The 16,447-nt window shown below is 65.6% G+C and carries 11 protein-coding genes; 10 read left to right on the top strand and 1 reads right to left on the bottom strand.

Annotated elements, in window-relative coordinates; translation table 11 throughout:
• The first annotated feature begins 122 nt into the window (after positions 1 to 122).
• Entirely contained in the window at positions 123 to 590 is a 468-nt protein-coding gene (locus tag QCE73_RS28545; RefSeq protein WP_309884575.1) for a DUF3331 domain-containing protein, read from the top strand.
• A 60-nt stretch (positions 591 to 650) separates the two neighbouring features.
• Here QCE73_RS28545 and QCE73_RS28540 read toward each other — a convergent pair whose 3' ends face one another.
• Positions 651 to 1,265: an NAD(P)-dependent oxidoreductase gene (locus tag QCE73_RS28540; protein ID WP_309884574.1), complete on the bottom strand. Its 615-nt coding sequence runs from the start codon at positions 1,263 to 1,265 to the stop codon at positions 651 to 653.
• A gap of 440 nt (positions 1,266 to 1,705) precedes the next feature.
• Between QCE73_RS28540 and QCE73_RS28535 the strand changes: the two genes are divergently transcribed.
• The 9 genes from QCE73_RS28535 (at position 1,706) to QCE73_RS28495 (ending at position 16,023) form a co-directional block, all read left to right on the top strand.
• Positions 1,706 to 1,903, top strand: a complete 198-nt coding sequence (locus QCE73_RS28535) for a hypothetical protein (protein WP_035501573.1) — start codon at positions 1,706 to 1,708, stop codon at positions 1,901 to 1,903.
• 540 nt (positions 1,904 to 2,443) lie between these two features.
• Positions 2,444 to 2,899 (top strand): cellulose biosynthesis protein BcsD, encoded by a 456-nt coding sequence (bcsD, locus tag QCE73_RS28530; RefSeq protein ID WP_035501620.1) that lies wholly within the window; start codon positions 2,444 to 2,446, stop codon positions 2,897 to 2,899.
• A gap of 122 nt (positions 2,900 to 3,021) precedes the next feature.
• Positions 3,022 to 3,774 carry a cellulose biosynthesis protein BcsP gene (bcsP, locus tag QCE73_RS28525; protein ID WP_309884573.1) on the top strand — a complete coding sequence of 251 codons (753 nt, stop codon included), beginning with the start codon at positions 3,022 to 3,024 and terminating at the stop codon, positions 3,772 to 3,774.
• Complete coding sequence (bcsQ, locus tag QCE73_RS28520) at positions 3,771 to 4,559, top strand: cellulose biosynthesis protein BcsQ (protein WP_035501571.1); 789 nt, start codon at positions 3,771 to 3,773, stop codon at positions 4,557 to 4,559. Before bcsP ends, bcsQ begins: the two co-directional genes overlap by 4 nt.
• Complete coding sequence (gene bcsA / locus QCE73_RS28515) at positions 4,556 to 6,772, top strand: UDP-forming cellulose synthase catalytic subunit (RefSeq protein WP_035501569.1); 2,217 nt, start codon at positions 4,556 to 4,558, stop codon at positions 6,770 to 6,772. Before bcsQ ends, bcsA begins: the two co-directional genes overlap by 4 nt.
• Entirely contained in the window at positions 6,772 to 9,261 is a 2,490-nt protein-coding gene (bcsB, locus tag QCE73_RS28510) for a cellulose biosynthesis cyclic di-GMP-binding regulatory protein BcsB (RefSeq protein ID WP_309884572.1), read from the top strand. Before bcsA ends, bcsB begins: the two co-directional genes overlap by 1 nt.
• Position 9,262: 1 nt before the next feature.
• Positions 9,263 to 10,405: a cellulose synthase complex periplasmic endoglucanase BcsZ gene (gene bcsZ / locus QCE73_RS28505; protein ID WP_309884571.1), complete on the top strand. Its 1,143-nt coding sequence runs from the start codon at positions 9,263 to 9,265 to the stop codon at positions 10,403 to 10,405.
• Complete coding sequence (locus QCE73_RS28500) at positions 10,399 to 14,991, top strand: cellulose synthase subunit BcsC-related outer membrane protein (protein WP_309884570.1); 4,593 nt, start codon at positions 10,399 to 10,401, stop codon at positions 14,989 to 14,991. The genes bcsZ and QCE73_RS28500 overlap by 7 nt, the downstream gene beginning before the upstream one ends.
• A gap of 78 nt (positions 14,992 to 15,069) precedes the next feature.
• On the top strand, positions 15,070 to 16,023 hold the full coding sequence (locus tag QCE73_RS28495; protein ID WP_309884569.1) for a LysR family transcriptional regulator: 954 nt from the start codon (positions 15,070 to 15,072) through the stop codon (positions 16,021 to 16,023).
• The last annotated feature ends 424 nt before the right edge of the window (positions 16,024 to 16,447 follow it).

Genomic DNA, 16,447 nt, shown 5'->3' with positions numbered 1-16,447 from the left:
GTCCTCGTTTCCGTTCGATCGATTATTCGCAGCAACGGGATAGTGTATTCACTGATGCAGTATTTATCGGAATGTGCTTAATGACGTACGTTCTAGGTCGAGTCAAAGCCTGGAACAATGCCATGACAGCTTTTTCGAAAAGAGCGGACCCGTGGTCACAGACGGTTCACCTGCTCGAAGCGATGCCGATGGACATCGCTCGCACAGCACCATCCCAGAAATCCGCGCGCGCCGAAAACGCGTTCCTGGAACGCCTGACGCGCGACTGGAACCGCACGCACCCGCATCACGTGGACGATCGGCTGCCGTTTCCGCAAGCGATCGTGCGCGTGATCGAGCGTCCGAGCAGCGCGACGGCGCTCGTGTACTGGTCCGATCCCGGTACATGCCACTACGGTTATCAGGGCTGGCGCGCCACGACCGCGACCGCGGAAGGCGTCTGCTCGCTATCCGGGATGCCGATTCATCGTGGCGATCAGGTCTATCGGCCATCGCAGCGCGATCCGAAGCCGCAGAACGCCGCCGCGATGATCCTCGCCGACGCGATGCCGAAGAACGCCGAGGAAATGGAAGTCGACCTGCAAGGCTGACGAGCGGCGGGAAAATGGAGCGGCATCGTCAGTCGATGCCGCTTCTGCTGGCGCGCGCGCTCAATATCCGACCGTGATGCGCTGGCGGATATGCGCGCCGCGCTCGAATTCGTCGAGGAAGGCGATCGCGTAGTCGTCGAACGAAATCCAGCTTCGCCCGCCGTTATCGACGAGCAATTCGTCCACGCCGAGCCGGAATTTTTGCGTGCGCGGTCCGGACACGAATTCGGCCGACGGCGAAACGAAAGTCCATTCCACATCGCGTTCGCGGCGTAGCGCATCCAGAAACGCTGCGCCCGCTGTCGCTTCCGGCCTGTACGCGTCGGGGAAATCCGGCAGATCGAGCACGCGCTGACCGGGAGCCGCATACAAGCTCCCCGCGCCGCCGACAACCAGAAGACGCTGCACGCCGGCGCGTTTCACCGGCCCGACTATCGCGCTTTCCGACACGGTGGCGAAGCGCGTCGCGCTGAACACCGCGTCGTGTCCCGCGAGCACGGCAGCGAGCGCGTCGGCATTCAGCACGTCGACGTCGTGCGCGCTGACGCCATCCCGCTTTTCGAGGCCGGACGTGTCGCGCGCGATCGCGCTGACCGTGTGTCCACGCCGCAACGCTTCCTCCATCAGCCGGCTGCCGACATTACCCGTCGCCCCGATGATCGAGATTTTGCTCATGCCACATTCTCCTTTCCTTTTACGGCGTTCGCACCGGCGCCGTCGAAACGGCCGCTTTTTGTTGTAGAAAAATAAACCGTGGCCTGACAAGCGCTTTCGATAGCGTTTGTTTCCACATCAGACGAAATCGGAGAATCGATTAGCGCACGGTCATTTGTAAAAGCATACGTAACGACATATGGTCATGCAATTTCCGGGCCGATTCCAGCCCTTCCGCGCAATATCGACACACCGTTGTCATATTCAAATTGCGCTTTCGGAAACTCACGCCGCCGTTACACTAGAGGCCCCGCACTCTCTCGAAACGCAAGATAGCGGCGATTACCGGCGCGCCGTGTACAGCGGTTTCGGAGCGAGTTCCCAAATCGAAGTCGCCAAAATGTCATGACATTGGTTTATATTGCAGTTCCTCGCCGCTCCATTACCGGAAGGAGTAAATCGTGAAGAATCCGCAATTGCAGGGTGCCATCGAAGGACGCGACAATCCGGCAGGCGAAACCGCCTACGAGCCGATTCCGATTCGCGCAGTCTCAAAGGAGTCCGGTGATGAACCCGGCTACTCCGATTCGCTGGACATCCCGCTCAATTACGGCATCGTGATGGACGCAGTCAGAGACGCGGTACGCGCGAATCCCTGAACGTTCGAGTTTTCATGCGAAGCGCCCCACTCGGGGCGCTTTTTTTTCGTCCGCGCCCGGCATTCGAGCGAACCGCGACCTTGCCAGATAGCAACGATTTGCTGCCGTTTTAGTACGACCAATCAACCAATTCGACGGCCTTTCGCTCATGCGATTGCGCGATAAGTCAATCGGTGTGAATCAGAGCCGACACCCCGATGCAGTGCATTAACGGGATGGTACACTGCCGCCTCCGCCGCGCCGGGCGGGGCTGTGCCCATATTTCGAGACGGGCGCACAGTGTCGATATTTCGTCCATCCCCATCGGCGCCTAATGCCTGAATTGGGTCGTCTGTCGCGTCCTGTTCGCCCGATCCGACAAAGAAATCCGCTGCTAGTCTTTCCACTGGCGAAAACAATCGCATTGAAGTAAGTTCAGACGTGTAATAGCGCCTGGACAAACGTCCGGATCAATGCTCGCGGGTTAAAGGGATGGCCGGCGGCGACGTTAACAAGACTGATCAACAACGCGCTGTGGCTCGCGCCCTGCCGAACCAAAACATGGCCGCTATTTTCAATTACCTGTTGGACAGTCAGATTTCCCGGCAATGGCGGGGCCTTCTGGCCGCCCTTGCGGACGAATTCGAAGCGCAGATCGGGCGCAACGAACTGCGTCAGTTGATGCATCGCGTGGGCAGCCGCTTCGCCGAAGCCCGGCCGTTGCCGCCCTGCGATTCGACAGCGGCGCTCGCCGACGCGCTCAACGCGTTGTGGCGCGACACCGACTGGGGCTTCGTCGAGCTTGCCGATGAACGCGACTATCTGAGCATCGTGCATTACTGCGCGCCGCTGCCCGCCTTCGGCGAAAGCGCGCTCGCGTGGACGCCCGCGTTTCTCGAAGGCGCGTATCAGCAGTGGCTCGCCGCACTCGGCGCGCAAGGTCTCGCGATCCGGCAGGCGAGCGAGTTCGGCGACGACACAGCCATCGAATTCAGGCTCGCGCGCGTCGCGGCCTGAAGCGTCTTCAGCGCAATCCGACCGCCGCCTCGATGCGGCGGCATCGAGCGCCCGCAAAGGGCGGCTCCAAACAAGCAGCATCGGCCAGGCAGCAAGAATAGGCACGACGAGGAAGCGGCATCATGAATACTTCGCGCGACATCGAGAAGCTGTTCGATCATTTCGGCGGCAATGCAGGCGATTATCAGGAAATCGGACGAGAGAACGAGGCCAAGACGGCGCGCACCCGCTGGCCGCTGCTCGCGACGCTCGACTTCGCGCAGCCGGCGATTCCCGAAATCGCGCCGCGCCGCGACGTGCAACTGAACGCCGCGCAGCCACGTCCGGATGCAGCGTCCGGCGAGCCCGCCGACAAGCCGACGCCGATCCATCGTGGCAAGCAGCCGCTCTTCACGCGGCCGCATCGCCGCACTATTCCGCCTGTCAATCCGCCGGCCGCGGAGTCGCTGAGCGCGTTGCGTTTCTCGGCGCCCGGCGCATCGGCGTCGAACGAAACCGGAACGATTGCGGATTCGGCCTCCACGCCCGCCGCAAGCGTGCCGCCGGTCGAATCGAAGCCCGTGACGGCTGACGCCAACCCCGCCGCATCCACCACCTTCGGCTCGAACTTTCTGGCGCGCCGCGCGCCCGCTCAAGTTGCGCCGGTGACGCCCGCCGCCCCGACGCCGCGTGCGTCCGAACCGGCCGCCGCGCCGCAGTCGATCCTCGGCAAGCTCTTCGGGCAGCCGGCTCCGACCGTCCCGAGCGCGCCGGCGGGTTCGCTCGACGCCGTGTTCGAGCGCCTGCGCCACGCCCGTCCGCAAGGCGACGAATCCACGAACAAGCACGCAGGCGCCGGCCACGCCGCTCACGCAAGCCGCCTCTCACGCTCATGAAAGTCATCACGGTAGTTTCCGCGAAGGGCGGCGTCGGCAAGACGACGCTCGCCGCCAATCTCGCTTCGGTGCTCGCCGCGCGCAGCCGTCGCGTGATCGTGCTCGATCTCGATCCGCAGAACGCGCTGCGCCTGCATTTCGGCATTCCGCTCGACAGCATCGACGGCATTTCGCGCGCGACGCTCGCGGGCGACCCGTGGCAAACGGTGATGTTCGACGGCGTCGATGGCGTGACCGTGCTGCCCTACGGCGCCGTGATCGAGGACGATCGCCGCCGCTTCGAGGCGCTCGTCGACAACGATCCCGCGTGGCTCGCGCATTCGCTCCAGTCGCTCGCGCTCGACGCCAGCGACATCGTGATCGTCGACACGCCGCCGGGCTCGTCCGTCTACACGCGCACCGCGCTGACCGCGGCAAACTTCGCGCTGAACGTCGTGCTGGCGGATGCCGCGTCCTATGCCGCGATTCCCGGCATGGAGCGCATGGTCGATGCCTATGCCGCGCCGCGCCAGGATTTCGGCGGCCAAGGCTACGTCGTGAATCAGGTCGATCAGTCGCGTCAGTTGAGCAAGGACGTGCTGAAGGTGCTGCGCAACATGCTCGGCACGAAGCTGTTCCCGGGCGTAATTCATCAGGACGAAGGCGTCTCCGAGTCGCTCGCGTGCGACACGACGCTCATTCATTACGATCCGCTTTCGCAAGCCGCCGCCGATCTGCGCGCGTGCGGCGACTGGCTCCTCTCGGCCGTCGATGCGATGGCTGCTTCGTCGAGGAAGCTCGCATGAGTTCCACCAAGATCCCCTCGCCCGAAACCGAGGTCAGCGTCGCGACCTCGCGCCTCGAACGTTTCGTCGATGCGGGCATCTGGGGCAGCCGCGTCCTCGTGATCCTCCTCACGATCTTCGCCGCGTTCGCGCTGTATTTCGTCGTCACGGTGCCGCTCGCGTTCGGTCAGCAGCTCGCCTTCGCGACGATCTGCTTCGTCTGCGCGCTCGGTTTTCGACGCCTGCAAGGCCAGTACGCGACCCTCGTGATGATCATGCTGTCGATCGTCGCGTCGGGCCGCTACATGTTCTGGCGTCTCACCGAAACGACTTATTGGGAGCGTCCGCTCGACGCCGCGTGGGGTCTGTTGCTCGTCGCGGCCGAAGTCTACGCGTCGCTCGTGCTTCTGCTCGGCTACTTCCAGACCGCGTGGCCCTTGAAGAGAAAGCCGCTGCCGCTGCCCGCCGACCGCAGCGAGTGGCCGACCGTCGATGTCTTCATCCCGACGTACAACGAGCCGCTCTCGGTCGTGAAGCCGACGATTTACGCGGCGCTCGCGCTCGACTATCCGGCCGACAAGCTCGCGATCCACGTCCTCGACGACGGCCGCCGTCCCGAGTTCAAGACGTTCTGCGAGGAAGTCGGCGTCAACTGGACGATCCGCACGCACAATCGTCACGCGAAGGCCGGCAACATCAACGAGGCGCTGAAGATCACGAAGGGCGAATTCCTCGCGATCTTCGACTGCGACCACATTCCGACGCGCTCCTTCCTCCAGATCTGCCTCGGCTGGTTTCTGCGCGACAAGCTGCTGTCGATGCTGCAGACGCCGCACCACTTCTTTTCGCCCGATCCGTTCGAGCGCAATCTCGGCACGTTCCGCAAGGTGCCGAACGAAGGCGAGCTGTTCTACGGCCTCGTCCAGGACGGCAACGATCTCTGGAACGCGACCTTCTTCTGCGGCTCGTGCGCGGTGCTGCGCCGTTCGATGGTGGAAGAGATCGGCGGCATCGCGGTCGAAACCGTGACGGAAGACGCGCATACCGCGCTCAAGCTGCATCGGCTGGGCTATACGACCGCGTATCTCGCGATTCCGCAGGCGGCGGGCCTCGCGACCGAGAGCCTCTCGGGGCATATCGGCCAGCGCATCCGCTGGGCGCGCGGCATGACGCAGATCTTTCGGATCGATAATCCGCTCACCGGCAAGGGTCTCAAGATCGGCCAGCGGCTTTGCTATCTGAACGGCATGCTGCACTTCTTCTACGGCGTGCCGCGCCTCGTGTTCCTGACCGCGCCGCTGTCGTATCTGTTCTTCGGCGCGCACGTGATCGAAGCGGCGGCGAGCACCATCGCGATCTTCGCGCTGCCGCACATGATGCACGCGAGCATCACCAATTCGCGCATGCAGCGCAGCTTCCGCCACTCGTTCTGGGCCGAAGTGTATGAGTCGGTGCTCGCGTCGTATATCACCGCGCCGACGCTGCTCGCGGTCATCAACCCGAAGCTCGGCAAGTTCAACGTGACGGCCAAGGGCGGGCAGATCGCGAAGGATTACTTCGACTGGTACATCTCGCGGCCGTATCTGTTCCTGCTGCTCCTGAACCTGCTCGGCTTCGTCGCGGGCGTCGTGCATATCGTCATGTACTGGCATGTCCGCAGCGAGGTGAACACGACCATCCTCAATCTCTGCTGGACGGTCTACAACATGCTGATTCTCGGCGCGTCGGTGGCGGCGGCGAGCGAGCGCAAGCAGGTGCGCGCGACGCATCGCGTGACGATGAAGATGCCCGTGATGCTCAAGTTCTCGACCGGCCGCACGCTCGCGTGCGAGACCATCGACTACTCGGAAGGCGGCGTCGGCGTCGCGCTGCCGAGCAAGCTCGAAGTGCCGATGCACGAGCGCGTGACCGTCTCCCTCTTCCGTGGCGACGAGGAATATGCGTTCCCGGCGACCGTCGGCTATACCGAGCCGGGCCGCGTCGGCCTGCGCTTCTCGCAACTCACGCGCGAGCAGGAATACGACTTCGTCAAGACGACTTTCGCGCGCGCGGATGCCTGGACCGGCTGGTCCGAGGGACGCCGCCCGGATACGCCGCTGCGCGGCCTGTCGCACGTGCTGCTGGTGGGCACGCGCGGCATTGCGGGATTGTTCGAGCATTTGTACAGCGACCTTCGTACCTGGATGAATAAGCGCCCAGTCGATGTGAAGAAGCTGAAAACCAAAGACCAATAATGGGCACGGGTATGTCGAAGTTGCGCGTTGAAAAACAAACGGGCGAGCGCGCGCCGCGTTTTTGCGAAAGACCTTTTGCGCGTGCATTGGCCGTCTTGATGGCCTTGCAGACTGCATTCGCGGCGCCGTTCGCTTCCATCGCGGCGGCCGCGGAAGCCAATGCCACGGCGGGCGCCGCGCAGCAGGCGACCGGCGTCGGCGCCGTGCCCGCGCCGAGTCCGGCCATGGTGTACAACCCTGCGTCGATTCAGCAACCGGCGCTCGCGATGCCCGTCCCCGCGTTCTCCGGCAAGCCCGACAAGCCGCTCACCTCGCGCATCCCGACGACCGCCGATCCCGGCACGCTCGTGCCCGGCGGACGCCGTCAGACACTGACCTTCGCCGATTACGGCGCGCTCGATCCGCTGCAACTGCGCGGCACCGATGGCCAGAACGGCATCGCGTTCTCGGTGCGCGGCGACGAAGTCGTGACCGGCGCGATCCTGCATCTGATCTATAGCTATTCGCCGTCGCTCCTTCCCTCGATCTCGCAACTGAAGGTGCTCATCAACGGCGAAGTGGCCGCGACGCTGCCCGTGCCGCGCGATCAGGCCGGCGTGCTGGTCGCACGCGACGTGGCGATCGATCCGCGCTTCATCACGGAGTTCAATCACCTCAACGTACAGTTGATCGGTCACTACACGCAGCAATGCGAGGACCCGTCGAGCTCGACGCTCTGGGCGACCGTCAGCAATGCGAGTTCGCTCGATCTCACGTATGCGTCGATCGCGAACAAGCCCGATCTCGCCGCGCTGCCGCAGCCGTTCTTCGACCGCCGCGACGTGCGCCGCCTCGAACTGCCGTTCGTGTTCGCGGGCAAGCCGAGTCTCGCCGCGCTGGAATCGGCGGGCATGGTCGCGTCGTATTTCGGCTCGCTCGCGGGTTATCGCGGCGCGATTTTCCCGGCGCAGACCGATAACGTGCCGCTGTCGGGCAATGCCGTGGTGTTCGCCACCGGCGATACGAAGATCGCGGGCGTCGATATTCCGCCGGTTTCCGGTCCGACCATCGCGCTCGTCGAACGCGACGCGAGCGCGCGTGGCCGCCTCCTGCTCGTGCTCGGCCGCGACGACAACGAGTTGAAGACCGCCGCGAAGGCGCTCGGCGTCGGCCAGAACACGCTGTCCGGCACGAGCGCGACGATCACGCAGTTCACCGACCTGCAGCCGCGCCGCCCGTACGACGCGCCGAACTGGCTGCCGACCGATCGCCCCGTGCGTTTCGGCGAACTCGCGGAAGCGCGCGATCTGACCGCCCACGGCTACGATGCCGACGCCGTGCGCGTGAACCTGCGCGTGCCGCCCGATCTCTTCATGTGGCAGACGAAGGGCGTGCCGGTCGACCTCGGCTATCGCTATACCGTGCGGCCGGCGCCGGATCGCTCGTCGCTCAATATCAGCGTGAACAACGGCTTCGTGCAGTCGCTGCGCATTCCGGCGGTGTCGACATCGACGTTCGATCTCGGCCAGTACTTCAGCCGCGTGCTGCCGGACAAGACCGTCGCCGCGCGCCGCGAAATCTATCTGCCGCCGCTGCTCATCACGCCGCGCGCGCAGTTGCGCCTGCACTTCTACTACGACATTCCGAAGACCGGCGAATGCCAGGGGCGCGTGCTGGATAACGTCGTCGGCGCGGTGGATCCGAATTCGACCATCGATCTTTCCGGCTTCCCGCACTACATGGCGCTGCCCGATCTGGCCGCGTTCGCGAACGGCGGCTTTCCGTTCACGCGCTTAGCCGATCTCTCGCAGACGGCGGTCGTGCTGCCGAACGAGCCGAATTCGGCGGACTACAGCCTGTATCTGCTGGAGATGGGCCGCATGGGCGCATCGACGGGCTATCCGGTGACGGGCGTCACCGTGACGAGCGCGGGCGATGTCGACCGTTTCGCCGACAAGGATCTGCTGATCCTCGGCTCGCCCGGCCGTCAGCCGCTCCTGCAGCGCTGGGCCAAGCAGATGCCCTTCTCCGGCGACGGCGACGCGCGCACTTTCCAGCTCTCCGATGTCGCGTTCAAGCTCGTCGACTGGTGGCATGGCGAACAAGGCCCGGAACGCTCGCCCGCGCGGGCGGACCTGTCGCTCGTGAGCTCCAACGGCGACGCGCTCCTGACCGGCTTCGAATCGCCGCTGAAGAGCGGGCGCAGCGCGGTGGCGCTGATCAGCGCGGCCGGACAGTCCGACGCCGATCTGTCCGCCGCCCTGCTCGACAACGATCTGCTGCCTTCCATCCAGGGCGCGATGGCCGTGATCCACGGCCGCACCGTGACGGTCACGTCGAACGGCGAGGCGTATTACGTCGGCCATCTGTCGCCGATGCATTACATGCGCTGGGCGCTGTCGTCGCATCCGCTTTTGCTGGTGCTCGGCGGCGTGCTCGCCGCGCTCATCATCGCCGCCCTGTTCTACCGTGCGCTGCGCTCGATCGCTGCACGGCGTCTGAGGGACTGATATGCGGGTATCCACCGCCAAGTTTTTCGCTGGTGCATTCATCGCCGCGTCCGCGGCAGGCACGCAGGCCGCGCAGCAATGCGACTGGCCCGCGTATCGCCTCTTCGTCGAGCGCGTCGTGCAGGCCGATGGCCGCGTGGTCGATCGCTCCACCGACGCGCAGCAGACCACGTCCGAAGGACAGTCCTATGCGATGTTCTTCGCGCTCGTCGCGAACGACCGCGCGACGTTCGACCGGCTGCTCGGCTGGACGCGCACGAATCTGTCGGCCAATCAGTTCGATGCGAACAACCTGCGCCTGCCCGCGTGGCAATGGGGCAAAAGGCAGGACGGCTCGTTCGGCGTGATGGATCCGAACTCGGCCTCCGATTCGGACCTGTGGATCGCCTACGACCTCTTCCAGGCCGGTCGTCTGTGGAAGGAGCCGATGTACACGAAGCTCGCCTATGCGCTCGCGACGCAGATCGTGAAGCAGGAAATCGCCGATCTGCCGGGGCTGGGTCCGATGCTCCTGCCGGGGCCGCAAGGCTTTCGCGTGGGTGACATCACGCGTCTGAATCCAAGCTATCTGCCGCTGCCGGTCCTGCGCGGCCTCGCGCACGAGATGCCCGACGGCCCGTGGGCGAAGCTCGCGCAGAACGCCGCGAAGATGATCAGGGTCACGTCGCCGCGCGGCTACGCGCCGGACTGGGCCGCTTACCAGAACGGCCAGTTCGTCGTCGATCCGAAGAATGGCGATGTCGGCAGCTACGACGCGATCCGCGTGTATCTGTGGGCCGGCATGGCGTCGAGTAGCGACCCGCTCGCGCGTGCGTGGCTCGATGCGCTCGGCGGCATGCGTCAGAGCGTCGCGCAGACGGGTTTTCCGCCGGAGAAGGTATCGACCATCAGCGGCGCGGCGAGCGGCGAAGGTCCGCTGTCGTACTGGGGCGCGCTGGCGCCGTACTTCAAGGCGCTGAACGACGAACGCGGCCTCGGCCTCGCGCGCACGCATCTCGAAGCGCTGGTCGCGCCGCCGGGCGCGGGGCGCGAGCCGGTCTACTACGACCGCGTGCTCGGTCTGTTCGGCGGCGGTTTCGTCGACGGGCGCTATCGCTTCGATGAAAACGGCCGTCTGTCGCCGAACTGGAGAAGCGCATGCTGATCCGGACTCGCAAACGCGTCATCGCGGCGCTGCTCTGCGCCGCACCGGCAATGGCCTTCGCTCAGGCCGCGACCGATCCGCTCACGGTGCTCATCGATCAGGGCAAGTACTGGCAGGCGCACCGGCGCGGCGACCTCGCGGAGCAGGCGTGGCAGAAGGTGCTGCGCATCAATCCGAAACAGCCCGACGCGCTCTTCGGCATGGGCATGGTGCTCGCCGACCGCAAGGACGGCAGCGGCGCGCAGCAGTATCTCGCGCAGTTGCGTCAGGTCGCGCCGAACTACCCGAACATCGACGAACTCGGCCGGCGTCTGGGCGAAACCAGCTCGCGCGATCAGACCGTCAACGACGCGCGGCGTCTCGCGCAAAGCGGACAAAGCGCGTCGGCGGTGCAGGAATACAAGCGCGCGATCGAAGGCAAGCCCGCGACGCCCGAGCTTCAACTGGAGTATTACCAGGCGCTCGCCGCCACGCCGCAAGGCTGGGACGAAGCGCGGCGCGGCCTCGAACAACTGGCGCGCCAGAATCCCGACGATCCGCGCTATCAGCTCGCCTATGCGCAGCATCTGACGTATCGCGATACCACTCGGCGCGACGGCATCGCACGGCTCGCCAAGCTGTCGGGCGACAGTTCCGTCGGCGCGGATGCGAAAAAGAGCTGGCGGCAGGCGCTGCTGTGGCTCGGCGCGCGCGCATCGGATGCGCCGCTCTATCAGGCTTATCTGCAAGTCTCGCCCGACGACGCCGCCGTGAAGGCGCGCTTCGATTCGATGGTTCTGCAGGACAAGTCCGCCCGCGAACGCGCGCAGGCCGGCGCCGCCGTCGATGCGCGCGGGCGCACCGTCGCGGAAGGCTTCACCGCGCTCGATCGCGGCGATCTCGTGACGGCGCGCGCACGTTTCTCGTCGGTGCTCGCGAGCGATCCGAACGATGCCGACGCGCTCGGCGGCATGGGCGTCGCGGCGCTCAAGCAGGAGCGTTTCGCGGAAGCGCGCACGTATCTCGAACGCGCGTCGCGGGCCGGCAATCCGGCGCGCTGGAAAGACGCGCTCACGAGCGCGACGTACTGGACCTATACGAGCGATGCGATCGGCGCGCGCAGCAACGGCCAGATCGCGCAGGCCAAGGCGCTCTTCGAGCGCGCGATCGCGATCAATCCGTCCGATGTCACCGCGCAGGTGCTGCTCGGCGAAATGCTGCTCGCGAACGGCGATCCGCGCGGCGCGGAACAGGCGTATCGCATGGCGCTGCGCCGTCAGGCCGACAATCCTGATGCGATCCGCGGGCTCGTCGGCGCACTGGCGGCTCAGGGTCGCGGCGACGAGGCGCTCGAATTCGCCAATCGCCTGAACACGGAGCAGCAGGCGAAAGCGGGCGGCATCAACAAGCTGCGCGGCGAAGCGCAGGCCGCGCAGGCGCGCGCCGCCGAAGCGCGTGGCGATCTCGGCGCGGCGCGCAGTCTCTTCGAAGACGCGCTGCTCAACAATCCCGACGATCCGTGGCTGCGGCTCGACCTCGCGCGCATCTACGTGCGTCAGGGCGCGGTCGGCAATGCGCGCAGCATGATGGATGGCCTGCTCGCCACGCATCCCGACATGACCGACGCGCTCTACGCGAGCGCGCTGCTCTCAGCCGAAACGCAGGACTGGTCGGCGGGGCTTGCTCAACTCGACCGCATTCCCGCCGCGCAGCGCACGCCGGCGATGACCGCGTTGCAGCATCGTCTGTGGGTGCAGCAGCAAGCCGAACTCGCGACGCGCACCGCCGCGGCGGGCCAGCGTCAGCAGGCCTTCGCGATCCTGCGCCGCGCCGAGCCGGTCGCGGCGGGCAACGCGGAACTGATGGGCGCGGTGGCGTCGGCGTATGTCAAGGCGGGCGATCCGGCTCGGGCGCTTGCGCTCGTGCGCGGGGCGATCGCCAATGCGCCGAACGACACCGGCTTGTTGCTGCAATACGCGGGCATTCTGTCGGCGACGCAGCAGGACGCCGAACTCGGCTCCGTGATGCGCCGGCTTCAGTCGATGCCGCTCACCACGCAGCAGCGCGCGGACTTCAACAATCTGAACGTGGGTATCGTGGTGGCGCGGGCGGATGTCGTGCGCAGGCAAGGCGATCTCGCCGCCGCCTACGACGTGATCTCGCCGTGGCTCGCCGCGATGCCCGACAACGCCGATCTGCAGGCGGCGCTCGGCCGCATGTACACGTCGGCGGGCGATGACCGCAACGCGCTCACCTGCTATCAGAACGCGCTGTCGCGCCGTCCCGAGGATATCGGTCTGCAGACGGCGGCGATGTCTGCCGCGAGCGGCATGCGCGATTTCAAGCTGGCCGAGACCTACGCGAATCAGGCGTATGAAGCCGCGCCGAACGATCCCGGCGTGCTCGCCGCGATCGGCCGGATGTATCGCGCGCAAGGCAAGCTCGATCTCGCCGCGCAGTTCCTGCAGCGCTCGCTCATCGCCGCCAATACGCCGGTGCAGGTCGCGTCCGCGCAGGGTCGCGGCAATGTTCCGCCGGGCTGGGAAAGCGCGATGAGCCGCATCGGCTCGAATCCGCTGCCCGGCACCAATCCGTTCGAAGGCAAGACGGCCGTCGATACGGCGTCGAATCCGGCGCTCGCATCGGGCGCGTCCTATCGTCAGGTCCTTCCACAGAGTTACTCGCAGCCCGTGCCGAACTATCTGCCGCCTCCTCAGCCCGCGCCTTATACGACGCCTTACGTGGCGCCTTCCTCCGCTCCGCCGACGATGCCCAATGCCGTGCCGCGTCCGGCTCAGAGCGGTGGATATGGTCCGGACACGTACGGCTCCGGGCAATCGGGCGCGCCGTTGCAGCCCTATCCGGGACAGGATGCGGGTGCGTCGGGTGTGTATCCGGCGCAGGGGTATCAGCAGCAACCGCCGGTGTATCAGCCGTATCCGCAGCAGCAGGGTTATCCGCAGCAGCAGGGTTATCAGCAGCAGCAGGGTTATCCGCAGCAGCAGCCCTATCCGCAGCAGGCGCCGTACGCCGCCCAGGACCCGTACGCGGCGCCCTGGCCGATGTCGCCCGGCGCGCGCGATGCGCAGTCGAACGCCTACGCGCCACCACCCGCAGCCAGCACGACGAAGAAGAAGCAGGCGTCATCGCGCAAGACGACGGCGCAGCGTCCCGCCGATCCCTACGCATACGGCGCGCCGCCGCAGCAGCAGCAATACCCGCAGGCGCCCTACGGCCAGCAGCCCTATTACGCGCCGCCGCAACAGTACGCGCAGCAGCCGTATATCCCGCAGCCGCCGGCGGGCTACGCACAGCCTTACTATCCCTCGCAGACGCAGCCCGCTCAGCGCGCCGCCGCGGCCGCGACGATGAGCGCGGGCGGCGCGCCCGTTCCGGTCGCGAATTCGCAGACCGCGGGCGTCGCGGAAGAACTCGCGCAGATCAATCGCGAGCAGGCGAGCACGGTATCGGGCGGCCTCATCTTCCGCAGCCGCGACGGCGAAGACGGCCTCTCGAACCTGACCGATATCGAAGCGCCCATCGAAGGCCGCATCAAGGCGGGCAACGGACACGTGATCGTGCGCGCGACGCCCGTCACGCTCGATGCCGGCACCGCGAGCAGCCAGCCCAACACCCTCGCGCGCTTCGGATCGGGTCGGGGCGCGATCGCCAATCCGCCGACCAACAACTACGGCTCGCAGACGGCGACGGGCGTCGGCCTCTCGGTCGGCTATGAGAATCGCAACTTCAAGGGCGATGTCGGCACGACGCCGCTCGGCTTTCGCGAGACCAATGTCGTCGGCGGATTGCAGTATCAGAACGCGATCAGCGACAAGGTGTCGTACTCGCTCGCGGTCGCCCGCCGCGCGGTGACGGACAGCCTGCTCTCCTACGCCGGCACGCGCGATCAGGGCGCGAACCTCGAATGGGGCGGCGTGACATCGACGGGCGCGCGCGCCGACCTCGGCTGGGACGACGGCACGAGCGGCGTCTACCTGAACGCGGCGTATCAGTTCCTGGACGGCAATCAGGTCGCGACCAACAATGCGGTGAAGGGCGGCGGCGGCATCTATACGCGCCTGTTCAAGGACGCGGACCAGACGCTGACCGTCGGCGCGAACACCACGCTCATGCACTACGACAAGAACCTGTCGTACTTCACGTATGGTCAAGGCGGCTACTTCAGCCCGCAGCAGTACGTGATCCTGAACTTCCCGGTCGAATATGCGGGACGTACGGGACTCTTCACCTACGATCTGAAGGGCTCGATCGGCGTGCAGCATTATCGTCAGGACGCGTCGAACTATTTCCCGACGAACTCGACGTATCAGTCGATAGCCGCGAACTCCGGCGCCACGCCGGACGCGGGCGCGGTCTATCCGAGCCAGAGCAAGACGGGCGTGTCGTATTCGCTGAGCGCGACGGGCGAGTATCAGCTCGCGCCGCAACTCGCGTTCGGCGCGACGGCATCGTTCGGCAACGCGTATCAGTATCGCGAGTGGCTCGCCGCCGTGTACGTGCGCTACAGCTTCACGCGTCAGAGCGGCGCGGTCCCCGTGTTCCCGCCTCAGGCGTTCAGCTCGCCGTATCTGTCGCTGTCGAACTGATGTTCTTGCGCGCGCGCTCCGCTTGCGGCTAGGCTTGAGCCCACTGCCGCAAGCGGGCGCAACCGCAAGATCAGCCGAATGAAAACCCAAAGCGCGCTCGTCGCGAACAACGACCAGTTCCTGCGCGACCTGCAGTTGTTCTGCATCGTCGCGCGGCGCTCGAGCTTCATCGCCGCGGCCACCGAGACCGGCATCTCGCCGGCGCACGTCAGCAAGCGCATCGCAATGCTGGAGACGAGCCTCGGCGTCAAGCTCTTCATGCGCACGACGCGCCGCGTGTCGATCACGAGCGACGGCGAAGCGGCCTTCCAATGGGCGCAAAAGATTCTCGACGACGTGCAAGGCATGGCCGATGCCTTCGCCGGACTCGACGATCCGCGCGGGCTTTTGCGCATCGGCACGAGTCTGCGGCTCGGGCGCGAGCACGTATCGCCCGCCCTCACCTTGCTCAGGCGGCGTCATCCGGGCCTCGAAATCTGGCTCGAACTGCTCGACCGGCGCGTCGATCTGCTCGGCGACAACTTCGATATCGACATTCGCGTCGGCGAGGTGCTGGAGCCGCATCTGATCGCGCACAAGATTGTCGAAAGCTTTCGCGTGCTGGCCGCCGCGCCCGCGTATCTGGAACGGCGCGGCGCGCCGAAGACGCTCGCCGAACTCGCGCACCACGACTGCCTGCTTTTTCGCGGACGCGATCAGCGCTTCGGCGTCTGGCGTCTCTCCGGTCCGAACGGCGAAGAAAGCGTCAAGGTCACGGGGCCGATCGCATCGAACCACAGCGACATCGTGCGGCAATGGGCCGAGGAAGGCTTCGGCATCGTGATGGGTTCGATCTGGGATGTCGCCGCCAGCCTGCAGGATGGCCGGCTCGTGCCCGTCCTGCCCGCCTACCGGCAGCGCGCGGACGTGTGGGCGGTCACGTCGGCGCGCTCGTCGCATTCCGCGAAGATCCGCGTGTGCATCGACTTCCTCAGGCAGCAATTGACGATCGGGCCTTATGCGCTCGTGACGTCCGGCGTCGCCGGGTTCTGAACTCCGTGTCCACGCGCGGTAAAAAAGTAATCCGCCACTTTTTGTCCGCAATCTTTGCGGATTGAATCCGTCGCCGCACTCGCCGGCGCGCATCTTCGCTCAAAACCTCGTCCCACGGGCCTCTACGGTCCATCGCGCAGCACCCAGACCCCGCATCTTCACACTTGTTTTCGTTGCGCCGACGTCACGGTAACCGGAAAAAAAGCCTCTTCGCGGCAGGTGTTTCTTTCCAAATGTTTCTTGAAATGTAATGATACTGATTCGCATTTAACCGAATCGCAACGCCAGGCTGAAACAATGAAGCCCGTCGCGATCCACGGGCGCTTACAGGGCGCCGCCGCCGGTTCTTCTCGACGACGTCGCCCGCTCCGCTTTGATCTCGGTTCGATCAAACATCGGCACGCGAAAACCCGCTTCGCTGCCG

This window comes from Caballeronia sp. LZ029 (genome assembly GCF_031451275.1).
In the GTDB taxonomy this organism is placed as follows: domain Bacteria; phylum Pseudomonadota; class Gammaproteobacteria; order Burkholderiales; family Burkholderiaceae; genus Caballeronia; species Caballeronia jiangsuensis.
Note: the sequence above shows the minus strand (reverse complement) of the source record. Positions and strands in the feature narration are given on the sequence as shown.

Bases quoted from the DNA above. Each gene is read 5' to 3' on its own strand.
- QCE73_RS28545 (WP_309884575.1), top strand. From the start codon at position 123: ATGACAGCTTTTTCGAAAAGAGCGGACCCGTGGTCACAGACGGTTCAC.
- QCE73_RS28540 (WP_309884574.1), bottom strand. From the start codon at position 1,265: ATGAGCAAAATCTCGATCATCGGGGCGACGGGTAATGTCGGCAGCCGG.
- bcsD (WP_035501620.1), top strand. From the start codon at position 2,444: ATGGCCGCTATTTTCAATTACCTGTTGGACAGTCAGATTTCCCGGCAA.
- bcsP (WP_309884573.1), top strand. From the start codon at position 3,022: ATGAATACTTCGCGCGACATCGAGAAGCTGTTCGATCATTTCGGCGGC.
- bcsQ (WP_035501571.1), top strand. From the start codon at position 3,771: ATGAAAGTCATCACGGTAGTTTCCGCGAAGGGCGGCGTCGGCAAGACG.
- bcsA (WP_035501569.1), top strand. From the start codon at position 4,556: ATGAGTTCCACCAAGATCCCCTCGCCCGAAACCGAGGTCAGCGTCGCG.
- bcsB (WP_309884572.1), top strand. From the start codon at position 6,772: ATGGGCACGGGTATGTCGAAGTTGCGCGTTGAAAAACAAACGGGCGAG.
- bcsZ (WP_309884571.1), top strand. From the start codon at position 9,263: ATGCGGGTATCCACCGCCAAGTTTTTCGCTGGTGCATTCATCGCCGCG.
- QCE73_RS28500 (WP_309884570.1), top strand. From the start codon at position 10,399: ATGCTGATCCGGACTCGCAAACGCGTCATCGCGGCGCTGCTCTGCGCC.
- QCE73_RS28495 (WP_309884569.1), top strand. From the start codon at position 15,070: ATGAAAACCCAAAGCGCGCTCGTCGCGAACAACGACCAGTTCCTGCGC.